General features: G+C 54.1%; 17 protein-coding genes and 1 riboswitch. Of the genes, 12 read left to right on the top strand and 5 right to left on the bottom strand.

The genetic code is table 11. The annotated features are described in order from the left end of the window. Positions 1–21: 21 nt before the first annotated feature. From SACSAC_RS08125 to SACSAC_RS08095, 6 genes are all read left to right on the top strand, one after another. Positions 22–2,526 carry a heavy metal translocating P-type ATPase gene (locus SACSAC_RS08125; RefSeq protein ID WP_051506966.1) on the top strand — a complete coding sequence of 835 codons (2,505 nt, stop codon included), beginning with the start codon at positions 22–24 and terminating at the stop codon, positions 2,524–2,526. Between the two features lie 339 nt (positions 2,527–2,865). Further along, a complete protein-coding gene (locus SACSAC_RS08120; protein WP_037285214.1) occupies positions 2,866–3,762 on the top strand; it encodes a hypothetical protein in 897 nt (298 codons plus the stop codon). Positions 3,763–3,949: 187 nt separating this feature from the next. Continuing rightward, positions 3,950–4,204 carry a hypothetical protein gene (locus SACSAC_RS08115; protein WP_037285212.1) on the top strand — a complete coding sequence of 85 codons (255 nt, stop codon included), beginning with the start codon at positions 3,950–3,952 and terminating at the stop codon, positions 4,202–4,204. A gap of 227 nt (positions 4,205–4,431) precedes the next feature. Continuing rightward, positions 4,432–5,181: an oxygen-insensitive NADPH nitroreductase gene (nfsA, locus tag SACSAC_RS08110; protein ID WP_037285210.1), complete on the top strand. Its 750-nt coding sequence runs from the start codon at positions 4,432–4,434 to the stop codon at positions 5,179–5,181. Positions 5,182–5,246: 65 nt separating this feature from the next. Next, positions 5,247–6,173, top strand: coding sequence for a serine/threonine protein kinase (locus SACSAC_RS08105; RefSeq protein WP_051506965.1), 927 nt, complete (start codon positions 5,247–5,249; stop codon positions 6,171–6,173). A gap of 709 nt (positions 6,174–6,882) precedes the next feature. Beyond that, the gene (locus tag SACSAC_RS08095; protein WP_037285206.1) at positions 6,883–7,701 is read left to right on the top strand and encodes a purine-nucleoside phosphorylase; all 819 of its coding nucleotides are present in this window, start codon (positions 6,883–6,885) and stop codon (positions 7,699–7,701) included. Between the two features lie 567 nt (positions 7,702–8,268). Here SACSAC_RS08095 and SACSAC_RS08090 read toward each other — a convergent pair. The 5 genes from SACSAC_RS08090 to SACSAC_RS08070 form a co-directional block, all read right to left on the bottom strand. Further along, positions 8,269–9,141, bottom strand: a complete 873-nt coding sequence (locus tag SACSAC_RS08090) for a TatD family hydrolase (RefSeq protein WP_037285204.1) — start codon at positions 9,139–9,141, stop codon at positions 8,269–8,271. Positions 9,142–9,170: 29 nt separating this feature from the next. Beyond that, positions 9,171–9,977: an ABC transporter ATP-binding protein gene (locus SACSAC_RS08085; protein WP_037285202.1), complete on the bottom strand. Its 807-nt coding sequence runs from the start codon at positions 9,975–9,977 to the stop codon at positions 9,171–9,173. Then, a complete protein-coding gene (locus tag SACSAC_RS08080) occupies positions 9,974–10,771 on the bottom strand; it encodes an ABC transporter permease (RefSeq protein WP_037285200.1) in 798 nt (265 codons plus the stop codon). The genes SACSAC_RS08085 and SACSAC_RS08080 overlap by 4 nt, the downstream gene beginning before the upstream one ends. After that, on the bottom strand, positions 10,768–11,067 hold the full coding sequence (locus SACSAC_RS08075) for a thiamine-binding protein (protein ID WP_037285198.1): 300 nt from the start codon (positions 11,065–11,067) through the stop codon (positions 10,768–10,770). Before SACSAC_RS08075 ends, SACSAC_RS08080 begins: the two co-directional genes overlap by 4 nt. A 76-nt stretch (positions 11,068–11,143) precedes the next feature. Beyond that, complete coding sequence (locus tag SACSAC_RS08070) at positions 11,144–12,184, bottom strand: ABC transporter substrate-binding protein (protein WP_245608606.1); 1,041 nt, start codon at positions 12,182–12,184, stop codon at positions 11,144–11,146. A 162-nt stretch (positions 12,185–12,346) separates the two neighbouring features. Further along, a riboswitch (TPP riboswitch) is annotated at positions 12,347–12,459 on the bottom strand. A 159-nt stretch (positions 12,460–12,618) separates the two neighbouring features. Here SACSAC_RS08070 and SACSAC_RS08065 point away from each other — a divergent pair. The 6 genes from SACSAC_RS08065 to SACSAC_RS08040 form a co-directional block, all read left to right on the top strand. Then, entirely contained in the window at positions 12,619–13,035 is a 417-nt protein-coding gene (locus SACSAC_RS08065) for a pyridoxamine 5'-phosphate oxidase family protein (protein WP_037285194.1), read from the top strand. Between the two features lie 256 nt (positions 13,036–13,291). Next, complete coding sequence (locus tag SACSAC_RS08060) at positions 13,292–14,338, top strand: EAL domain-containing protein (protein ID WP_037285191.1); 1,047 nt, start codon at positions 13,292–13,294, stop codon at positions 14,336–14,338. 235 nt (positions 14,339–14,573) lie between these two features. Further along, the gene (locus SACSAC_RS08055; protein WP_037285189.1) at positions 14,574–15,386 is read left to right on the top strand and encodes an undecaprenyl-diphosphate phosphatase; all 813 of its coding nucleotides are present in this window, start codon (positions 14,574–14,576) and stop codon (positions 15,384–15,386) included. Positions 15,387–15,741: 355 nt separating this feature from the next. Then, entirely contained in the window at positions 15,742–16,578 is an 837-nt protein-coding gene (locus SACSAC_RS08050) for a hypothetical protein (RefSeq protein WP_169833759.1), read from the top strand. Then, positions 16,575–17,105: a hypothetical protein gene (locus SACSAC_RS08045; RefSeq protein ID WP_037285185.1), complete on the top strand. Its 531-nt coding sequence runs from the start codon at positions 16,575–16,577 to the stop codon at positions 17,103–17,105. Before SACSAC_RS08050 ends, SACSAC_RS08045 begins: the two co-directional genes overlap by 4 nt. A 540-nt stretch (positions 17,106–17,645) precedes the next feature. Then, positions 17,646–22,155, top strand: a 4,510-nt coding sequence (locus SACSAC_RS08040; protein ID WP_245608605.1) for an RHS repeat domain-containing protein, incomplete at its 3' end; no start/stop codon positions are given.

Raw genomic sequence — 22,155 nt, 5'->3', positions numbered from 1 at the left:
ATCAAAAAGGAGGTCGCCCCCATGTCTACCCGAACACAGGCACCGGATTCACCAACGCCGCCTAATGCCCGCACCCAACAAGCTACTCTGCAAATCAGCGGCATGACCTGTGCAGCCTGCTCGAACCGCATCGAGAAAGGCTTGAACCGGATGCCAGGCATCGCCGCAGCCAACGTCAATCTGGCGCTGGAAAAAGCATCCGTCGATTATAATCCGAAAGAAACGGACATCGCCGAGATCGAACGCAAGATCGAATCGCTCGGTTACGGCACGGTCAAGGACGCCTCGGACTTCGATATCACCGGAATGACCTGCGCCGCTTGTTCGGCCCGGATCGAAAAAGGCTTGAACCGGATGCCCGGCGTCCTGAACGCCAGCGTCAATCTTGCCCTGGAGACTGCGCACGTGGAATACTCGCCGGGTGCGCTCGATTCCGGGGATATCATGCGCAAAGTCCAGCAGCTCGGCTACGGGGCGAAGCTGAAGCAGGAGGGCGAAGAACGCGATCGCGGCGGCGAAGATCGTAAACGCTTGACCAAGCTGATCATCTCCGCGCTGCTTTCGCTGCCTCTGCTCTGGGCGATGGCCGGACATTTCTCGTTCACTTCGTTCATTTACGTACCGGAGATTTTCATGAATCCTTGGTTCCAGCTCGCCCTCGCCACGCCGGTTCAGCTCATTATCGGTTGGCAGTTCTACGTCGGCGCTTATAAAGCGCTGCGTAACGGCAGTGCCAACATGGACGTGCTGGTCGCGCTGGGAACGTCTGCCGCTTACTTTTACAGTCTGTACCTATCTGTTCAGTGGGCAATCGGCGGCGGTACCCCGAGCGATGCTGCCGGACACGGCGCGATGAACATGGCGGGTCACGGCATGCCGGAGTTGTACTTCGAAACGAGCGCGGTGCTGATCACGTTGGTACTGGTCGGCAAATGGTTCGAGTCCAGAGCGAAAGGCCGCTCGTCCGATGCTATTCGCAGCCTGATGGGGCTTCAAGCGAAGGCGGCCATCGTGATTCGCGACGGCGCGGAAAAGGAGATTCCGGTCGAAGAAGTCGCGGTCGGCGATATCGTGCGGGTTCGTCCGGGCGAGAAAATTCCGGTGGACGGCGTCGTGACCGAAGGCCGCTCTTCCGTCGACGAATCGATGCTGACCGGCGAAAGCCTTCCCGTCGGCAAAGAGCCGGGTTCGTCGGTTGCCGGAGCCACGATCAACAAAAACGGATCGCTGCTCGTTCAAGCGACGAAGGTCGGACGCGACACCGCGCTGGCACAGATCGTGCGCGTCGTGGAAGAAGCTCAAGGGTCGAAGGCTCCCATCCAACGCATGGCCGACGTGATCTCCGGAATTTTCGTGCCGATCGTCGTGGGGATTGCGATCGTGACCTTCGCGATCTGGTATTTCGCGGTCGATTCCGGCAATTTCTCGGGTGCTTTGGAAAAAGCGATCGCGGTGCTGGTTATCGCTTGTCCGTGCGCGCTTGGCTTGGCTACGCCCACTTCGATCATGGCAGGCTCCGGCCGCGCGGCCGAGTTCGGCATTCTGTTCAAAGGCGGCGAACATCTCGAAACCGCGCGCAGCGTGGATACGATCGTTTTGGACAAAACGGGCACGGTGACGAAGGGCAAACCCGAACTGACCGATGTCATTGCGTATCGCACAGAGGAAAACGAGCTACTGGCACTCGTCGGAGCGGCGGAAAATGCGTCCGAACATCCTTTGGCTGAAGCACTAGTGCGCGGAATCGGCGAACGCGGCATTGCGATGCCTCAAGCGGAAAGTTTCGAATCGCTACCCGGTTACGGAATTACGGCTGTCGTATCCGGCCGTGAGCTTCTGGTCGGTACGCGCCGTTTGCTGCAAGAGCGAAATGTCGATGCGGCTTCCGCATTGGCGGATATGGAACGCCTCGAAAACGAAGGGAAAACGGCGATGTTGGTCGCGATCGGCAGCCAATTGGCGGGCGTGGTGGCCGTAGCGGATACGCTCAAAGAATCGTCGCCGGAAGCGATTCGCCGCCTGCATGAAACGGGACTGCGCGTCATCATGATTACTGGCGATAATCGGGCAACCGCACGCGCGATCGCGGTCCAAGCCGGTATTCGCGAGCAGGATGTACTGGCCGAAGTACTGCCGGAAGGCAAAGCCGAAGAAGTGAAAAAACTGCAAAAAGCCGGCCGCAAGGTCGCCATGGTCGGAGACGGCATCAACGATGCACCGGCGCTGGCGACAGCGGATACCGGGATGGCGATCGGCACAGGCACCGACGTGGCGATGGAAGCCGCGGATATCACATTGATGCGCGGCGATCTGAACAGCGTCGCCGATGCGATCCTGATGAGCCGCCGCACCATGGACAATATTCGCCAAAACCTGTTCTGGGCGCTCGGCTATAACGTGATCGGCATTCCGATTGCGGCCATGGGCTTCCTCGCGCCGTGGCTGGCCGGAGCGGCGATGGCGTTCAGCTCCGTCTCGGTTGTGCTGAACGCGCTGCGCTTGCAACGAGTGAAGCTGAATCGGTAAAATAGAAGCTTGTCAACTCTTAATTAGAGGATTACGGTTTCCTGAAACGCACGCGCTTTAGGTGCGATTCCGTTGGAGACTTCGTACACGGTTTGGGTACGAAATCTCAGGGGAGCGTAACCTTGCCTTTAGTGTTGACAGGGGAATACAAGTAAGCGGGCGACGTGAAGAGTTTTAGCTCCTAACGTCGCTTTTTGTTATCTCTATTTTCGTATTTCGCATAAAATTTTCGAATTTCCGAGTCCATTTTCGAATTGGCGCGTATATAGGCAAAAGATCTTGAATTCGTTTACATGAAACTCGTTTGCACAGTGGTTCATATTCCGAGGAGGGCTTTTGATGAACGAAGCGAAAAATCGTACCCGCAAAAAAATCCCGGCCTTGGCTGCCATGGCGCTGATGACCGCTCTGACCGGTTCGATTCTGCCGGCAGAACGCGTTGAAGCTGCGGCTGCGCCTTCCGGTTTCAATGCCGCATCCGCCAAAAGCGACGTGTCCGGAATGTGGAATTATATCGAAAAAAACGCGACATCTTCATCCCCGACATCCGTGACCGTCTGGCTGCGCCGTCTGGAGGCGGTACAGAATAAGCGTTTGCCGGGCTTGGAAGAAGCATTGAGCCGAGAGCCGATTCAGGATGCGCTCATGAACACGGACGGCATTTACGGCGATTGGAAAAAAGGAACGCGCACGGGCAACGCTCAAGCGGATAAGCTGCTGGCGGAGATCGAGAACAACGGCTACGTGCTCGACTCGACCGAAGGCTACTTTTTCCCGAAAATCGATTATTTGCGTTACATGAAGCAAGCCTCGCGAACGACCGACCGTTACGCCGATTATCTCAAGATTCGTTCGGACGAAACGATCAGCGAACTGACCAAGGATGCGGGACTGATCGTAAGCTGGGAAGAACTGACGGAGAGAGCCGAACGCCAAAGCCTCTATTTGGCAAGCTACCCGAAGACGCCGGAAACGGCCGTCGTGCAGCAGATGTACGATCAATCGCTGTATATCGTGCTGTACGGTACGGATAACGTGCCTCTGTTCGATTACGAGACGCGCAAGATCGATCCTGAAGCGAAAGCGGCGTATCAGAAGCAAATCCGAACCAACAGCCAGTCTCCATTCACCAAGCTGCTACGCAATTATACAAGGGTGCTTGAACAAAACGGCGGCACACTCACCAAGTCGGTCGAAGCTTTCCGCGAGGTGCGCAATCCGTGGGTAGAGGGATAGGCTTTCACAAGGTGATGCCTACTTCCTTAACCGTAATACCGAATCTCTTTTTGACGAACATGTGTCAGCGTTTTTAAATTTTTACCCTGTAATTTCCATAAAGCGTGAGTCAAAGCCTGCAACAAACGTTAAATATACAAAAAGCTCAACCATGATGTCGCTTAAGATCACGTGAGGAGGAAAAGGAATGAGCAGAAGCCGCCGGGCAGTCCAGCAACATTTGCCGTTTACCGCCGCTTTCGCGCTCATTCAGGCATTGCGCGATCCTTCGGGAATGCTCGTTCGGGAAACGGATGAGCCAAGCAGTGAACATGCGTCGCTTGAACCGTTAGACTACGACCCCAGCCATGATTCATTCAGGCCTGATTTTATGAATGCGCTTTCTAATAAGCCGTTATCGGAGAAGAAGGAGCGTGGCATTTACTTTGGGTATGGCGAATAAGAATCGGAGAAGGCAGAAAAGGTTCCGTCGCAAGCATCGATCCGAAACGGGATTCATGCTTGAAGTCGGAGCCTTTTTTGCGTTTCGGAAGCAGAGGGACAGATATGCGATCTGGCATCTCTTGCAAGGACCGCATCGGGGTTTCATAATAGAAACGACGCGAACATGCGCCAAGCAAAAGTTCGTACCGAGGTTTTGCAGATTCCATACGGAAAGAAGGCATTTCGATGAACGATACGATCTCCCTGTTGATGAATCACCGCTCCGTTCGCAAATATACGGATCAGCCCGTTTCGCAGGAGCAGCTTGAAGCGATTGTGGCTGCCGGGCAAATGGCGTCCAGCTCCAGCAACGTTCAGGCGTACAGCGTTGTGGCGGTTACCGATCCCGACTTGAAAAATAAGCTGTCCGAATGCGCGGGAAATCAGGCCTATATTCAGGAGTGTCCGGTATTCCTGGTGTGGTGCGCAGACCTCTCCCGATTGAAAAAAGCAGCCGAGACGCATCAACCGGTCGCAGCTTCCTACGAGGGAGCCGTCGAAAACTTTGTCGTCGCAACGGTCGATGTGGCGCTGGCGTCACAAAACGCGGCCGTGGCTGCGGAATCGCTGGGACTGGGCATCGTGTATATCGGCGGCATTCGCAGTCAGATCGAAACGGTCTCGGATCTGCTCGGCCTGCCGGACTACGTCTATCCGGTCTTCGGGATGTGCGTGGGCTATCCGGACCCGAACCATGGTGCCGGCCTGCGCCCGCGCCTTCCGCAGGAAGCCGTATTGCATATGAACGGTTACCATGTTGAACAAAACGAGCGCGGCGTACAGGCTTACGACGAGACGTCGGTCCGTTATATCACGGCGCGCACGAACGGCCAGCGAACATCTTCATGGTCGGAGCAAATGGCCGCCAAATTAACGAACCCGTCGCGCTTGCAACTGCGTTCGTTTTTGGAGAACAAAGGCTTTAATAAACAATAAGCAGCATATGAAGCGGAGGTGCCGGGTTCGATCACAATCGGCACAGCCGCATGAAGGAGTGCAGGATGCTTCAATCCATCAAAGAATTCATCCGCGCCTGGCGCGATTATCCGGTGCAACCCGGTCAACGGATCGGCGAGCGTTACGAAGTAGCCGAGCTGCTCGGCATGGGCAGTTACGGTCTGAGCTATCGCTGCATCGATCGGCAGGACGGCCAGGAGGTAGCGCTGAAGCAGGCCAAGCCGAGTCGGCGCCGCTTGGCGGGGCTGCTGCTGAGGCGGGAACGCGATGCGCTGCTGGCGATGGAACATCCGTCCATTCCGCGCTGCAAAGACTTTTTTACATATCGAAAAAGAGACTGGCTGGCGGCGGATTATATACGGGGGCGAACGCTGGAAGATCTGATTTTCGAGGAAAAGCGAGTGTTCGACGAAGCGGATTGCTTGCGTTGGGCGCTGGAACTGCTGGATTTGATCGGCTATGTGCATGCCCGCGGCTACGTTCACCTCGATATCCGCATCCCTAATGTGATGATGGACGAAAAGGGCATTCATCTGATCGATTTCGGACTGGCGCGTCGAATCGGCGAAGATGAGGTCAAGGCGCCTGACGGTTCTTTGATTGAAGGACGGATGCCGGCCCGAATCTACTCGGATCTGGAGGACGCGGGGCATTTGCTGCTTTATATGCTGTACTCCGGGTATGCGCCGCCGGGCGAAGGGATTTCTCCTGCTTCAAAGCTCCTGCAACACTCGCCGAGCTCGCATTCGGTCTCGTATCCGCGTGGTCGGGGAGCGGCTTTTGCGGCAGGTAAAAGCATGCCTGTGCCGCTGCCGGAATCGGGCGAGCCTTCATGGGAGGACGAATTGGATTTATCGGCACGGACGAAAGGGCTGCTGCGCCGTTTGCTGCGCTTGGATACGCCTTTTGCGGACACGGACGAAGCGCAGAAGGCGATTAGTGAGAGCCTAGATGTCCTTCGTAACGATTGATCGTTCATGTTTGCACGCACGAACAGGCCGTTCCCTTCGTCATTGCGACGAGGAGAACGGCCTGTTTGCGCTGCCGGCGTACAAGCTGCCGCTGCTGCTGCGGATCAACTGGAGCTTCCGGATTTTCTTTTATAGTAGGAATGACCGTGACGTCCGTATCCGCCGTGTTTATGGTTGGAAGACGAGGAGCGCGAGTATCTGGGGCGATCGCTGCTGGAGCCGCGGTAACGGCGGCTTCGATGGCTGCTCGACCCTCGTTTGTGGCTGGAACTTGACGCGGAATGGACAATTTTATCTACAATTTTTTTGAACATATCATTTTCCTCCTTGGGTGTGAGCGCCGCATCCGATAGATGCTCCGGCGATGAAAGGTATACGGGGCGTCGGGCTGCCGCGTTTCGTCTCGGGTGCGGCTTGCACGTATATCCTTGCTTGAATTTTACCCGATCTCCAGCAGGCAGAATATGAAATCTTGATTAGAAAAATTTCATTGAAGACAAGTATGGAGCAAGCGGGAGAAGCCGCAGTTTACACGCAACGCTTCTCCCGGTAAACTGGTTGAGGGCGTGTACGCAAACCCGCTAAAAATCTTTTCGGTTTTCAGAGGTTTGCGTACACGCCCTGGGCGAGCCGCTTGGCGGGATTCGTATTCGTCGAAGCCTTGCAGCGGCACGTCGTTCGTGAAGTCACCATCCAAGGAGGATTCATCATGCAAAAAACACAAGAAATTTTGGAAGCCCGCGACTTTATCACGGGTAAAACGCAGCACCAACCGACCATCGGCCTGATTCTGGGATCGGGTCTGGGTACGCTTGCGGACGAGATCGAAAACGCGGTCGTGATTCCATATGCCGAAATCCCGTACTTTGCCAAGTCGGAAGCGGTCGGCCACGCCAACGAGCTGGTGATCGGACAATTGAAAGGCAAAACCGTTGTCGCGATGAAAGGCCGTTTCCACTACTACGAAGGCTATACGCTGCCGGAAGTTACGTTCCCGGTTCGCGTGATGAAGGCCCTCGGCGTGGAGACTGTGATCGTGACCAACGCTTGCGGCGCGGTCAATACAAGCTTCAATCCGGGCGATCTGATGCTCATTACCGATCACATCAACCTGGTTGCCAACAACCCGCTGATCGGACCGAACAACGACGAACTGGGCGTTCGTTTCCCGGACATGTCGCAGGTGTACAATCCCGAACTGCGCGCACTGGCGCAAGAAGTCGCAAAAGAACAAGGCATCGGCCTTCAACAAGGCGTATACACGTGGTGGACGGGTCCCGCTTACGAGACGCCTGCGGAAATCCGCATGATTCGAACGCTCGGCGGCGACGCGGTGGGCATGTCGACCGTTCCGGAAGCTATCGTAGCCGTACACGGCGGCATGAAGGTGCTGGGCATTTCCTGCCTGACCAACATGGCCTGCGGCATTCTTGACCAACCGCTCAACCACGAAGAAGTTATCGAAGTCGCGGCGCGCGTTCGCGAGAACTTCGTTGGACTGGTTAAAGGGGTATTGGAGAAAGTTTAGTAGGAGCGGGGGCTGCGGGAGGTGTCGTTTCGATCGCGTGTTGAAATTGGAAAATTTTTATCATCTTATTAAAAGGTTGATTTTCCAATTTCAAAGGCGAACACTTCGTTTCTACACGACACCTCCCTCCGCCCCTACGTCACTTTCTGCTTGGGGGTAGGTAGGAAAGGGCAAGGTTAAGGACAGGCTGCAAATAGCAATTTAAAATGCAGGTTTGTTTTTGCACGTGCATTTTTCTTAAAAGCCTAGCAGGGAGTGCCTGCTGTTAGCTTGTAAAAAAGACGATTCCGTTTTGTAGACGGAATCGTCTTTTTTGTACGAATTTGTAGTTGTGTTCCGAAAGAATGGTAAGCGGAGGGAGAAATTCAGTGAAATATAGGTTTTCAAAGAAAACCTACGGTAACACACTTGGAGTGTTGGCCTTTGAACCCGGAAATATCCTTATTCAAATCCAATTCAACTTTCCGGGTGAGACAGCGACTTGTGAAGCATTTCGAAGAAATGCACTTCGGAAGCATATGCTATGAATTTCTCCCTCCGCACTTCGGCTCTTTCGCGAACAGGATTCTAGTCAATCTTCAAAGAATGACGACCATAAAACCGCCGAGCGTTCTGGATCAATTGGCGTCGGGCATCTTGTTGCGTCAAACCATGCAGCTTCGCCCACTCGCGACATACCGCTTCGGTCATGGACGGATGGGTGGTTCGGCCTTCAAAAGGACCTTCGAAGGGCCAAGGGCCGTCGGTTTCGGTCATGACCAAATGGGTCGGATAAAGGCGGGCCAGCGTGCGGATTTCTTCTTCGTAAAGGAGATCCGGCGTGAACGAGATGCAATAGCCGTTTGCGATCATTCGGTTGACCGTCGATTCCGAACCTTTGAACCAGTGGAAATGGGCGCGCTTGACGCGATGGCGTTCCAGCAGATCGCAAGCGGTGTCGGCGTCTTCGTAGACGGCGTGCAGAATGACGGGAAGGTTATGCTTGGCTGCGAAGATGATGAAGCGTTCAAGTAGACGGATATATCCGGCTTCGTCCAACGTCTCGCCGCGTTCTTTAGCTTCGAGCCGGGCGTAGTAAGGCAGTCCGACTTCGCCGACGGCGGTCATGCGGGAGAAGGACAGCTTGGACTCGGGCGATGCGACGGATAACGCGGCTTGCTTTTCCATCCAGCCAAACAGTGCGTCTTCGTCTTCGGCGGACGGTAGCGGCTGTTCGGGATGAAACCCGTAGGCCGGGCGAACAAGATGCGGATATTGTTCGGCCAGCTGCCGGGTTCGACGGGCGGATTCGAGGTCCATCGAGACGGCGACGACGAACTCGCCGTCGGCAGCCCGGAACTCTTCAAGCATAGCGGCGATTTGTTCCGGTTCGTATTTTTCCAAATGAATATGGGTATCGGCTAATCCGTAGTTCCCGGATTTCGTATCGGCGGCAGGCATGGCGGACGGTTTTCCTCCTTAGGCGAAATTCAGTTTTGGCGTGCGCTCGGCATTCCGGTGCTTTTGCGCTGTTCTTCTTTCATTAGATTCGTCAGCTCGCGGCGCAGCGACAGAAACTCCGGCGTTTCCGTAATCTCTTCGCGCCTTGGTCTCGGGAAAGGAACCTCGATGCGACGCATCACTTCGGAAGGCCGGCCGGACAGCACGTAGATCGTATCGGACAGCAGCAAAGCTTCTTCGATATGATGCGTGACGAACAGGACGGAGCGGCGCGTTTCTTCCCAGATGTCCAACAACCAAGCCTGCATCTCGCTGCGGGTAAAAGCATCCAAAGCGCTGAACGGCTCGTCCAGGCACATCAGTTCATGCGGGCTGAGCAGGGAGCGCACGAACGCGGCTCTTTGCTGCATGCCGCCGGACAGCGTGTGCGGGTACGCTTTTTCGAATCCGGCCAGTCCGGCACGTTCCATCCAACGTCTGGCTTCTTCGAGCGATTCGCGGCGCGGAGCGCCGTTCACCTCGCGGTCGAGCACGACGTTGTCTTCAATACTGCGCCACGGGAACAGCGCAGGCTGCTGCGGCATATAGCCGATATGGCCGCGCTCGCCGTTGATGACGCGACCGTCCAGCCGGATCTCGCCGGAGTCGGGCTTCAGCAGACCGCCGATCAGGTGGAAAAGCGTGCTTTTCCCCGAGCCGGAAGGTCCGATCAGGCTGACGAACTCGCCTTTGCGTACTTGAAGCGAGACGCCGCCGATCACCGGCAGCGGTTTGCGTTTGCTGCCGAACGATTTGCGCAGGTCGGATAGTTCCAACTTAACGGGGGTATCGTTCATCTGCTTTCTCCTCCTTCCGAGCTTTCGCCGCGCCGTCCTCCCCGAACGACCAGCCGCTCAATCAGCGTCACCAGCAGGAACAGCAGCAGGCTGAGCACGACGATAATGACGATGGCCGCGAAGATCCGATCGGTGCGGAAAGCCGATTTTTGCAGAATCATATAGTAGCCGATGCCTTTTTGCGCGCCGATCCATTCCGCGATCACGGCGCCCATGACGCTGTACGTAGCGGCGATGCGCAGGCCGGAGAACATCGAAGGCAGGGCATGCGGGAACTCCAATTTGCGGAAAATCTGCGTGCGTTTCGCTCCGATCATGCGCATATAGTTCAGCATGGTGCGGTCCGTTTGCGCGAAGCCGTCCATCGTCGATACGGCCACGGGGAAAAAGCAGACGAGCGTGATCACGATGATTTTCGGCAGCAGGCCGAACCCGAACCAGATCATCAGCAGCGGCGCGAGCGCGATGGTCGGAACGTTTTGACTCAAGATCAGCAGGGGATAGAGGGCCGACTTGAGCAGCGGGACCAGATGCAGCGCGCACGCGACCAGCAGCCCGAACGTCGAACCGATCGCGAAGCCGATCAGCGTCAATTGAAGCGTGGACAGCGTGTGCATCCATAGCGACGACGCGCTGTTGGACGCTTCCTGCGCGATCACGGACGGCGAAGGCAAGATCCATGCCTCGATCCCGAAGAAGCGCACCGCCGCCTCCCAGGCCGTTAAAAACAAGAGGACCGCCACAAAGGGCGGCCACGCGGAGCGGAACCATTGATTGAGCGTCGAGCGCGTCATGGACGGTATTTGGCCGTCAGACGCTCCATGCTGATGCCGTCCGGACTCGGGTAATGCGCGATTTTGATCTGGGAAATGACGCTCGGCGCGCCGGCTTCCGTCAACGCTTCATGCATCTGCCGCACGATCTCCAGCAGTTCGGGCAGTTCGCCTTCGAGCGTTGTTTCCAGCGCATGCACTTCGTATTTGACGCCGGAGCGTTGAATGACCTCGATCGCTTTGTCGACGTAAGGAATCGAATCCTCGCCGTTGGGCGTTTTCGGAATCACTTGAATGCTGAGCAGAGTCGTAGCCATGAATGATCAACCTTCCTTTTATAAGAGATAGTCTAATGCTGGAGAAAATCCACTGACCTCCGTCCGCCGCAAACTCTTATTTACCGTCTGCGGCAGGCAAGTAGTCGTTGGTGAAAGCTTTCGCAGAGTCGAAGTCGCCTTCCAGCAGGTTCTGCGAACTCATCCACTCGCCGTAGTTTTTCCACACTTCGGGCTTTTGCCGGCCCCACTGCGCCGCGTCGTCCTGATATTTCGGGCTGAGCCATTCCTGGCTGGCTTTGACGAGCTCCGGATCGAGATCCGGCACGGCTTTGATCAGGATATCGGCTGCTTCGGCAGGGTGGTCGATCGCGTATTGGTAGCCTTCGGCCGTTGCTTTCATGAAGGATCTGACCAGCTCCGGATCGTCCGCGATCTGCTTTTCGTTCGTGGCGATCACGGGCGTATAGTAGTCGAGGCTGTCGGAATAGTCTTTGACGTATAGCATATCGATCGGCTCGTTCCGCAGTTCCGCTTCGATGCCCGTCCACGCGTAGAAGATCCAGGCAAAGTCGATATCGCGCTTCACGGCAGTGAAGAAGTCGGCGTCGCCCATATTGATATTTTCCACCTTGGACACGTCCGCGCCTTCCTGATCCATGATCGACTTCATCACGGCTTCCTCGACCGGAGAGCCCCAGCCGCCGTAACGCTTGCCTTCGAAGTCTTTCGGCGATTTGATGTTGCGATCCGTCGGAGCGGCAAAGCCGGACGTATTATGTTGAATGACCGCAGCCAGCGAGACGAGCGGAACGCCTTGCACCCGCGCCTGCGTGATGCTTTCCTGATAGCTGATGCCGAACGGCACTTCGCCGGAAGCGACCATCTGATCCGCGCCGCCCGCGCCCGGCTGCAAGATACTGACGTTCAAGCCTTCTTTTTCGTAAAAGCCTTGATCGACCGCCGCGTAAAGGCCGGTATGGTTGGTGTTCGGCGTCCAGTCCAGCACGACGCTGACGTCGCGCAGTTCCGCCGTATTGCCCGTTTCCTCCGCCGTCGACTCGCCGCCGGTTCCGGACGTTGCCCCGCCTCCGCCGTTTCCGCCCGAGCAGGCCGTAACCGCCAGCATCAGCGCCGCGATCGGAGCCAGCCACTTCATTCTTTTTCTGTTCCCCTTTTGTGTGCCCATCATGCTTTCATGTCTCCTTCAAACCGTATTGCCCGTTGCTTCAAGCCCGCCGGAACGCAAAAAAGCGTCCCGGATTCCGGGACGCGTAACGTCGATACCAACTGCGGCTGCTTCTCGGGATATGGTCGAAAAGGCGTTTCCGCTAAACGTTCCTACGCTGGCATTACCCAGATCAGGTATAAGGGTCAGTATCTGTTGGGATACACTCTCAGCCGGCCGTTCTTCCGACACCCCCCGGGGGTTATGAAATTTTCGGGTTGCTTCGGTGTCATTATAGCTTTTAAAAAGAAGACTGTCCAGAAAAGAGAGGTTTCGCCGCGCTCGAAGGTTCACTTTCATCTATTCGGGTACTTACTATTATGCACAACGGGATTCCAACTTTACGACACGGGAGGCTTTACATCATGGACCAACAACAACTCGAAAGCAAAATCACGGAAACGCTGGAACGCAACCGCTTCGGATCTTTCGCTACGGTCGAAGGCGGCCGTCCGAAGGTTCGTTACATGACGGTATTTAATGAAGGAATGACCGTCTACCTGGTCACCAGCGCCAAAACGCATAAGGTCGAAGAACTGGAAGCAAACCCGAACGTGGCGCTGCTGCTCGGCTTCGAACAAGGCGGCACGCAGGACGAAGTGCAGATCGAAGGCACGGCGAAAATCACGCGTGACGAAGAGCTGCGCAAAAAGCTGTGGCACGATACGTTCGAGCAGTGGCTGGAAGGGCCGGACGACCCGAACTACGTGGTGATCGAGATTACGCCTACGCGCGCCGAATATGCGAAAAGCAAGCATGAAGTGGAAGTTTGGGAAGGTTAAGTCCCGGCTTCGCCTATGTTGTTTCGATAAGAGCTCCGAACCGCCGCAAACCGGCGAGTCGGAGCTTTTTTTCATGAAGATTGTGCAAAATTATTTTTAAATTCAGGAAAATCATTAAAAATTAAGTCGAAAGAACCGATTCTAAAAAGAGGTAGCTGGGTAATAGGAAAGGATTGTACAGCTTGCTGCCTAGGTTAAACGAACTGTTTTTGTCGGAGTGGAAAATCGTTAATCATAAGTTTTAGGGGGTTCCTTCATGGAGCATATATGCAGCAGCTGTCAGCCGGTCAAACCGATCGAAGATTGGGGAACCATTTATTTGCGTCCCGTCACCGAGATGCTCAACCGTTTGGTCGAAGACCGGAATTGGAAAGCCGGGCGGAACGGGTACGAAAGCGGCGTTCTCTTTTTCTCATATACGAGCAAAGAACAATTTTTGGAAATGGCGGAATGGCTGAACAGCCTGCCCGTCGAATGGACCGATCCGCTTCAAGTCAAAATTTGCGGGGAAAGCGATACGCCGGAGATGCTGCCTTGGCTTCCGTTTTCGCAGATCGCCGCAAGGTTTCAAAATATGGGCATGGTCGACATCATCACGCAGGAAAAGTTCACGAGTTTCCTTCAGCCGATCGTCAACGAGGAAGAAGACGTCGTCGCCTACGAATTCTTGCTGCGCGCGGCTCCGGGCGAAGCTCCTTTTAACCCGTTCGAATTGTTCGACGTGGCGCGCAGAACCGGCATGCATTCTTTTCTTGACCGGGCGGCGCGCATCGCGGCCATACGCCGAAGCGCGGAAGTGCTGCCCCGCGGCGTAAAACGTTTTATCAACTTTTTGCCTTCTTCCATTTACAATCCCGACTACTGCCTGAAGCATACGTTCGCGGCGATTCAGCGCTACGACCAGGACCCGCAGGATTTCGTGTTCGAAGTGGTGGAGACCGAAAGGATCATGGATATGCCGCATTTGCAGCGGATCTTCAACGTCTACCGTTCGCGCGGCGTCTCCGTTGCACTGGACGACGTGGGTTCGGGCTTTTCGACGCCGGAAGTGCTGTCCAACCTGCGTCCGGATTTCGTCAAAATCGACCGAGGCCTGATCGACCGCTGCGACGAATCTGCCGATAAGCAGCGTCGCATCGAGGAGATCGTCAGCATTTCGTCTTCGTTCGGAGGCGTCGTGCTTGCGGAAGGCGTGGAACGGCGCGAAGAATACGAATTCTGCCGCAGCCGGGGCATTTCGTTGGCGCAAGGATATCTGTTCGGACGACCGGAAGCGAAGCCCGTCGCGTCCGAAACGGCGTAACGGGTTGGAGAGAATGTAATCAAGACCCGAATCTTACCGAAAGCGGCTGCGCAATCAAGCGAAGCCGCTTTTTTACATAAGATATCTATCGCCCAAAACGTGAAGCGAACAGCCGAACGGTAGGCAAATTTCACACGCAGGCGCGTTCGTGGTAAATTAAAAAGATGTGTACGGAAGCCGGACATCCGGCATTCCGCAGAACGCAAAACCATACATAGAAGAAAGTGGGAGAACAATGGAAGAAACCTGGCTGTGGCTCAAGTATCTGATCTTGGGCATCGTTCAAGGCGCGACCGAGCCGATCCCCGTATCGTCCAGCGGTCACCTGATTATCGCCCAGCGGCTGCTCGGGGTCGATCAAGCGGGACTCACGTTCGAGATTTTAACGAATACGGCATCGCTGATCGCGATCATGTTCATTTACCGGCATGATATCGGCAGATTGATCGTCGGTACCTGGCAGTATATCCGGACGCGGGACGCGAAATACAAATCCGACTTCATGTTCGCGATGTACGTGGTGATCGGCACGATTCCGGCGGTTATCGTGGGCTTGTTGTTCAAAGACCAGATCGAAGAAGTCTTTTCCTCGGTCAAAACGGTCGCGGTCGCGCTGCTGGTCACGGGCGTGGCGTTGTGGCTGATCCGCAACATGCGCGGACGCAAGCAGGACGGCGACTTGAAGTTTCGCGACGCGCTGCTGGTCGGACTGGCTCAAGCCGTCGCGCTGATTCCGGGCGTCAGCCGTTCCGGCTCGACGGTCATCACGTCGATCGCGACGGGCATGAAGCAGGATACGGCGCTGAGATTTTCGTTCATGCTGTACATCCCGGTCAGCCTCGGCGCGATCGTGCTGGGCCTTCCTGACATCATCAGCACGTCGGAAGCGCCGGGCATGCTGCTGCCTTACGTCCTGGCCTTCGTCGCGACGCTGATCGTGACGTATTTCGCGATGAAATGGTTCATGGGCATCATGGCGAAAGGGAATTTGAAGTATTTTGCTTATTATTGTTTCGTGGTAGGGATTTTGTTGTTGATCTTTTTGTAGGACAGAAGGAAAGCGTGCTTCTCTCGGGAGTTGGGAGAAGGGCGCTTTTTTGTTGTAAATTTAGGGCTTTTGTATGTTTACTTCTTTATTATTTGAATTTAACTGCTCTTATTTCTGGATATACAGAAAATTTAGGTATTTTTACATGGTTAAAAGTTACAAATAAACTATTGTGGCCCTAGTCGAGAGATTATAACCTTACATGTGGGTGTAAAAATCAACCAAAAGGGCCGGAAATCAGCAAATGCGTTTTAAACTCAAAAAATCGACAGCGTCTATATTAGCTTTGTCTATGATAACGATAGCAGGTTCATCCATATATGCAGCGGAATATCGGTACGACGATCTTAATCGCGTGACTTCGGCAGAAAAAGAAGGGAAAACAACAAACTACGTCTACGATTCAGCAGGAAATCTGTTAAGCGCTACGTCCTCTGAAAATGCGAACACATCTTCTGCACAAACGTCTTTAGTACAAAGCGAGGATATCATTGAAGGTTGGACGGCTTATCAGACTACAGGGATGTCTGCTCGCTACGAGACAACCACCATCGATGTAAAAGAGGGCACATTACCGGCGGAAGAGACTCCGGCGGTCGAGGAAGCAGCCCCGGCGGAAGAGACTCCGGCGGTCGAGGAAGAAGTCCCGGCGGAAGAGACTCCGGCAGTCGAGGAAGAAGTCCCGGCGGAAGAGACTCCGGCAGTCGAGGAAGCAGCCCCGGCGGAAGAGGCTCCGGCGGTCGAGGAAGCAGCCCCGGCGAAAGAGGCTCCGGTAGTCGAAGAAGACACTCCTGCGGTTAGCGATACTCAGTTGGAGGTAGTGGTCCAACGACTCAGTTTGAATGCGGATCGTACCGGAGGAGCGAATATTTATCGGGATATGCCTGTTCAAGAGGGGATCAGCTATACCTACCGCGGGCAATTAAAATCAGATCAGATGCGAGATGCCGTTGTTCAGGTTGTCGTCAATTATTATGATATCCAACAGCGCTTGATCCGACACGATAACGTCATTAATGTGAAGCAAGACAGTGACTGGAAAACCTATAACACGAATTTGATTGCGCCTTCCGGTGCAGTAACGGCTCGGGTCCATTTGCAGATCGTTCTGCTTCAAGCAAACGGTCAGGCGACAGCAGAATTTGCGGATCGAACATTTGAGCAAGTTGTTTCGCAAGGAGGCCAATCATGAGATTTCAGAAGAATATTCGCATATTTTTGCTGGCCGCGATTTTGCTGCTGCCTCTTTTTGTACTGAAAGCTCCGTTGGCGGAATCTGCGGGGGTGACTTCGTATACGCTGGGTCCCGGACAAAGCGTGACGGTTACTCATCCGCATACATCAATGATTTACGTTTATATGGACGGAGCGAATTATGAATATGCCCGTTATACAGCCAGTGAGGCTGTATCCTCGTATGGCGAAGATTCCGGCAGAAAGTCTCAACAAGTTTATAAAGATTATATTCTTGACGTAACCAATCGCTCCAATACCGACATGACTATTGAGACCACGAGTAAAGAATTCGATGTGTCGTGGAGAAACAGTGATGCTCTTGCTCGATATACGTTGCAACCTGGCGATAGCATGAGAACTCATAATGGCGATTTGACTCGCAGTCATAATATTCGTACGGGCGGAAGGAATTCGAATATAGCAATAAAAAATGGAAGTTATGTTCCTAGGGCGTGTACGCAAACTCCGCCAGGAGCAGATTGAGCTGAATTTTCGTTCTCGGCAAGGAATTTTTCTGAAGGCGTGCCGGGGCACGTCAAGGGAAAATGACGCCGCAGAGGGCGAAAAGGCAGGTCAAGATGCATGGCGTTGAGTTTGCGTACACGCCCTAGCAGTTTTTCTCGAAATTCTTCAGGGGGATCGGAATCAGTAGATAAAGATGCCTGGTTTTACATGACGAATCGGGATACCTATACATTTGATGTGATTGGACCTGCTAGACATTTCTATTTTCAACATTATTACGGACCCGTTGATTTTCGATATACCGTTTCCAATAACGGATCTCTACAAGCGACCAATAAATCGGACAAAAACTACTCCGTATATATGGATGGCGGAGTTACGTACGATTTCTCTATATATGACGAAGACGGTTCGCTTGCTTCTTCCGGATCGAGCAAACTGACAAGCAAACTTGTGAAACCTGGGCAGAGACTCATCATGACGAACGTCTCGTCCACACCTATCACCGTATCGGGTGCTAATCATGCTTTTGAGGCGACCACACAAGTCGAGCCCCCGATGATCACCAAGATCTTGGCTCCCGGAGCCAGCTTCAAAGCAAAAAATGTATCGAGTGATCAAATCAAACTGTTAATGGGTGGATCGTACGAATTTGCAGAGTACGATACGACAGGCGAGGTTGACGCTTATGATGATTATAGTTCGGCATCTACTTATTACCTACCCGCCGGTCATTTGGCTGTTTTCACCAATCGGAATGCAACTTCGATTACGATTAGAGTTCCTAAAGAACTCGCTCAGTACTCCGATTCGGCCAATCCGGCTTTGTATCGTTATAATTTGGCACCGGGCGGATCTCTGGAAGCGAACAACCTAACCAATAGTTATGCCACTTTCAGAACAAACGGCCGTTATGATTATGCTTTTTATGACGGCACCGGAATTTCCAAATACAATACCTATCAATCGAATACGAGCTTCCGTTTGAGCGTCGGAGAAAGGATCGCTTTCACAAATGTTGGCGACACTACCGACGAGATCTACGCTCCTTACGAAGCTTTCCGTTTCTCCAACCGCACCCAGCCAATCACGTTCAAGCGTACGCTCGGACCGGGACAAACACTCCGAGCGGTTAACACTTCGCGTTATTCGTTCGGCATCGCGGCGGACAACGCGCACCATTACGTCCTTTACAATCAAGCGGACAACAAGGTCGACAGCTTCAACAATCCGGTCAAAGCCGATACCCACTCGGTGACCAAAGACGAAAAGCTGATCGTTACCAACAGTGGTACGAGCGCAATGACCGTCTCGGGTCCGATCGATGCGTTCAGCATAACCGACCGTTCGGAACCAGCCCTTTACAAGGGTTATTTGAATCCGGGTCAAAGCAGTAATTTATTTAATACCAGTCCGTCGAATTTCAATATGTATACGGACGGCGTCTATGATCATGCAAGTTACAAAGCGGACAGCTCGCTTCGTTCGCTGGATCACGATCGCGGACTAAGTTCGTTGATCCTGTACAGCGGCGAACGTACGACGATCACGAACGCTGGAGCGTCGCAGTTCGTGCTGCTGACGCCGTACGACGTGACAACCGTGCAGCCGAGTCCGAATCCGGCACTTCTGATCAAGCAGCTTGCGATCAATCAGAGTACGGAGTTCACCAGCAAAGCTGCCACTACGGAATCGATCTACTTCACGGGTCGTCATGACCTTATGGACTACGATTCCGCAGGCAAACCGGACAGCTATGCGAGAAAAACGATTACCGGCTACCGCAGCGTGACTGCGGCGCAAAAAGTAGCGGTCATGAATACGGATGAAGCGCCGATCGAAGTATACGGAGCTTACGAGTTGTATACGGCTGAGCATCGCTCGAATCCCGTCACGTTTACCCAAACGTTGACTCAAGGACAAAGTTTCGACTTTACGAATACGGCAACCAAACTGTTCTCGATTTCGCCTCAAGGTCAGTACGACTTAGCCGAATACAAAGGCAATCAGCCTGTAGAAGTGCAGAGGGACACTACGGTAAGTACCAAATCGGTTCCTGCACAAAACCGAATGGCGATCACCAATACGGCGGCAACATCGCTGGTCATCGAAGGGCCTTACGACGTATTCCAGCCGAAAGCTCGAAGCAATCCGGCTTTGTTCAAGCATGCCTTGGCTCCGCGCCAAAGTGCTGAGGTAACCTATACCGGCAGCGGTTCGGGTTATGTGAGCATGACCGCCGCATACGATTACGCCCGTTTCTCGGATCAAGCGCTGGCTCAATATGGCCGGGATTTCAGTGCGGCGAGCAAACAATCCATCGATTCGACGGAACGTCTTGCCGTCATGAACCGCAGCAATGATCTGGCAATGGCTTACGGAGCCTACGATGTGTTCAACGTGGCTTCAAGAGCAAATCCGGTCACATTCCGCCAGACGCTGAATCAGGATCAAAGCGTCGATATGCTCAATACGCAGGGCAAAGCGTATAGCCTGTATTCTGTCGGAGGGAACTTCGATTACGTCGGTCGATTAGCAACCGGTCTGGTTGACCAGATTGGACTGGATGCGAATCCGTCTACGAAGGTGCAGCAAGCGAATGAGAAGATCGCCATAACCGGCGTATCGTCTACGCCTACGGTCATTGAAGGTTCGTTCGATGCGTTCCGTATTACGGCAAGAACCAATCCGGCGTTGATTAAGCGCACGCTGCAAGTTGGCGATACGGTAGAAGCGGTCAATCAGGAATCGGTTACGTCTTCGCTTCGCATGGGCGGAACATACGATATGGTCAAGTTCGAAGCGGACGGAAGCTTTGATCATTATTCAAGAGGTTTCACATCGAGCCAGAGCATTCCTACAGGCGGAAAAATAGCTGTACAGAACACCGATACGCAACCGTACATGGTATACGGTCCGTACGAGGCGTTCAAGATCACGAATCGTGCTGCGCCTGTAACCTTTAAGAAAGTGTTAAATCCGGGCGAGGCAGCGGCTTACATTCAAGACGGCCGTTCGAATATGCGTTTGCAGGCGGAAGGCATCTATGATTACGCATTGTTCGATGACGAAGGCAAAGTCAAAGAATACAACGTAAACATGGATTCGACCCGTATGACCTATAAAGGAGATCGTATCGTCTTTACCGCGACATCGACCGGTCCGGTTACGATTTCCGGTTCTTACGACGCGTATATCGCGGATGCGGCAAAAGGCAAAGCGGTTACCGCTAAAGTACTTGCAGTCGGCGAAAGCTACTCGTTGCGCAATATTTCGCCGGGTTATTTCTCGGTCAAAATCAGCGATAAACACTCCTACGAACGATATGACGCATCGGGTACGCTGATTGGTTCTTCCAGTGGCGGTATAGTGAATCAAAATCGGGGCTTCAATCCTTCCGAACGCCTCGTGATCACGAATTCGAACTCGATTCCGATCACGGTACTCGCACCGACAGAAGCGTTCCGCGTCACGCAAGGCGACGACCTGCTGGTCAAGTCGCTGGCGAATGGCGAAAGCATGAAAGCCGTCAACACCTCGGGCGGTGCGGCGCGTTTGAGCATTAACGGCAAGTATGACGTGGCTGTCTACGACGCTTCCGGTCAGCCGACCGCGAACTACGAGCGACTGGGCACCGGCGCATCCGTAGCCGTTCCGGCTGGCGGACATGCGATCCTGACCGGACGCCAGACCGCGAACACGATCGTAAATGCCAACAAAGACAACTTTACTTTTGCCGACCATGAACGCGACGCGTTGTCGATCTATAGTCTGGCGAAAGACAAATTGCTGAAATCGTTCAACGTGACGGATAAGAGCCATACGTTGAACGTCAGCGGCGCTTTCACCTATTGGATCGAAAAGCAGGCTGAACAGATCGGCAACGGTCCGTTGTCGATCGGGGGCGGCAACACGGCGATCATTCAAAACCAAAGCGGCAGAACCGTGGAAGTATACAGCCCTTACGGATTGTTCCGCTGGGAAGAAACGACCAAGCCGACCGTTCCGCCGACTTCGGGAACACCAGTCGCTTCGCTCAGCCCGTCGGATTACGACGAGCAGACCTTCTACGCCGATCCGATCGACACGTCGACGGGCGCGCAGATCATCACGAACACGATGCTTGCCGCATACGGCAGCGTCGAGATTCCTTTCCAAGCCCAGTATTATTCCTTGCTGCAAGGCGACGGGGACTTAGGCAAAGGCTGGAGCCATAACTACGAGATCAGCCTGAAGGAACTTGCAGAAGAGAATGCGGTTCGCGTTCACTGGAGCGCATTCCGTTACAATACGTTCAATCGCAATGCGGACGGCACGTACACGTCGACCGATAAAGCGGCGCGCGACGACCGACTGCAAAAAAATGCCGACGGCAGCTATACGCTCAGCCGGGAAGAAGGCACGACGTATCAATTCACCGCCGCAGGCGCCTTGCAAGCGATGAACACTTCAGGCGGCATCGAGCTGACCCTGCAATACGGCACGGACGGCAAACTGTCTTCCGTGACCGAACCGACAACGGGTGCGAAACTGCTGTTTGCGTACAACGCTGCGGGTCTGGTAGCTTCCGTCAGCGATCAGGCGGATCGCACGGCGAGCTTCGCCTACGATGCAGCCGGACGCTTGATCACGCTCACCGACCCTGCGGGGCAACAAACGGAATACACGTACAACGAGGACGACCGGATCGTCACAGGTGCGTTGGCTGGCAAAGAACGTTTCGCCAACACCTATGACGCCGAAGGTCGAGTGACGAAGCAAACCGACGGTTTGGCGGGCAACTCCACAGCCTTTGCTTACAGCGAAGTCGCAGGTCTGTTCACGACGACGATTACCGACCGCAACGGCCATGTGCAAAAACGCATCCATGACGCCAACCACCAGTTGGTCGAAGTCCAGGATGCGTTGGCAGGCCAAACGACGTACACGTATGACGAAAAAGGCAACCGGACTCGCATCACCAACGCGCTGGGCCAAACGACCACATTCGAGCACGATGCCAAAGGCAATGTGACGAAAGCGACCGATCCGTCTGGCGAATCGATCACCATGACCTACGATGCTCGCG

It is taken from the genome of Saccharibacillus sacchari DSM 19268 (genome assembly GCF_000585395.1).
Taxonomy (GTDB): domain Bacteria; phylum Bacillota; class Bacilli; order Paenibacillales; family Paenibacillaceae; genus Saccharibacillus; species Saccharibacillus sacchari.
This window is presented reverse-complemented; position numbering and strand designations above follow the sequence as displayed.

Excerpts from the sequence above, each read along its gene's own strand:
- SACSAC_RS08055 (WP_037285189.1), top strand. The coding sequence starts at position 14,574 with ATGGAAGAAACCTGGCTGTGGCTCAAGTATCTGATCTTGGGCATCGTT.
- SACSAC_RS08080 (WP_037285200.1), bottom strand. The coding sequence starts at position 10,771 with ATGACGCGCTCGACGCTCAATCAATGGTTCCGCTCCGCGTGGCCGCCC.
- SACSAC_RS08075 (WP_037285198.1), bottom strand. The coding sequence starts at position 11,067 with ATGGCTACGACTCTGCTCAGCATTCAAGTGATTCCGAAAACGCCCAAC.
- SACSAC_RS08070 (WP_245608606.1), bottom strand. The coding sequence starts at position 12,184 with ATGAAGTGGCTGGCTCCGATCGCGGCGCTGATGCTGGCGGTTACGGCC.
- SACSAC_RS08060 (WP_037285191.1), top strand. The coding sequence starts at position 13,292 with ATGGAGCATATATGCAGCAGCTGTCAGCCGGTCAAACCGATCGAAGAT.
- SACSAC_RS08045 (WP_037285185.1), top strand. The coding sequence starts at position 16,575 with ATGAGATTTCAGAAGAATATTCGCATATTTTTGCTGGCCGCGATTTTG.
- SACSAC_RS08115 (WP_037285212.1), top strand. The coding sequence starts at position 3,950 with ATGAGCAGAAGCCGCCGGGCAGTCCAGCAACATTTGCCGTTTACCGCC.
- SACSAC_RS08085 (WP_037285202.1), bottom strand. The coding sequence starts at position 9,977 with ATGAACGATACCCCCGTTAAGTTGGAACTATCCGACCTGCGCAAATCG.
- SACSAC_RS08065 (WP_037285194.1), top strand. The coding sequence starts at position 12,619 with ATGGACCAACAACAACTCGAAAGCAAAATCACGGAAACGCTGGAACGC.
- SACSAC_RS08090 (WP_037285204.1), bottom strand. The coding sequence starts at position 9,141 with ATGCCTGCCGCCGATACGAAATCCGGGAACTACGGATTAGCCGATACC.
- SACSAC_RS08095 (WP_037285206.1), top strand. The coding sequence starts at position 6,883 with ATGCAAAAAACACAAGAAATTTTGGAAGCCCGCGACTTTATCACGGGT.
- SACSAC_RS08120 (WP_037285214.1), top strand. The coding sequence starts at position 2,866 with ATGAACGAAGCGAAAAATCGTACCCGCAAAAAAATCCCGGCCTTGGCT.
- nfsA (WP_037285210.1), top strand. The coding sequence starts at position 4,432 with ATGAACGATACGATCTCCCTGTTGATGAATCACCGCTCCGTTCGCAAA.
- SACSAC_RS08125 (WP_051506966.1), top strand. The coding sequence starts at position 22 with ATGTCTACCCGAACACAGGCACCGGATTCACCAACGCCGCCTAATGCC.
- SACSAC_RS08105 (WP_051506965.1), top strand. The coding sequence starts at position 5,247 with ATGCTTCAATCCATCAAAGAATTCATCCGCGCCTGGCGCGATTATCCG.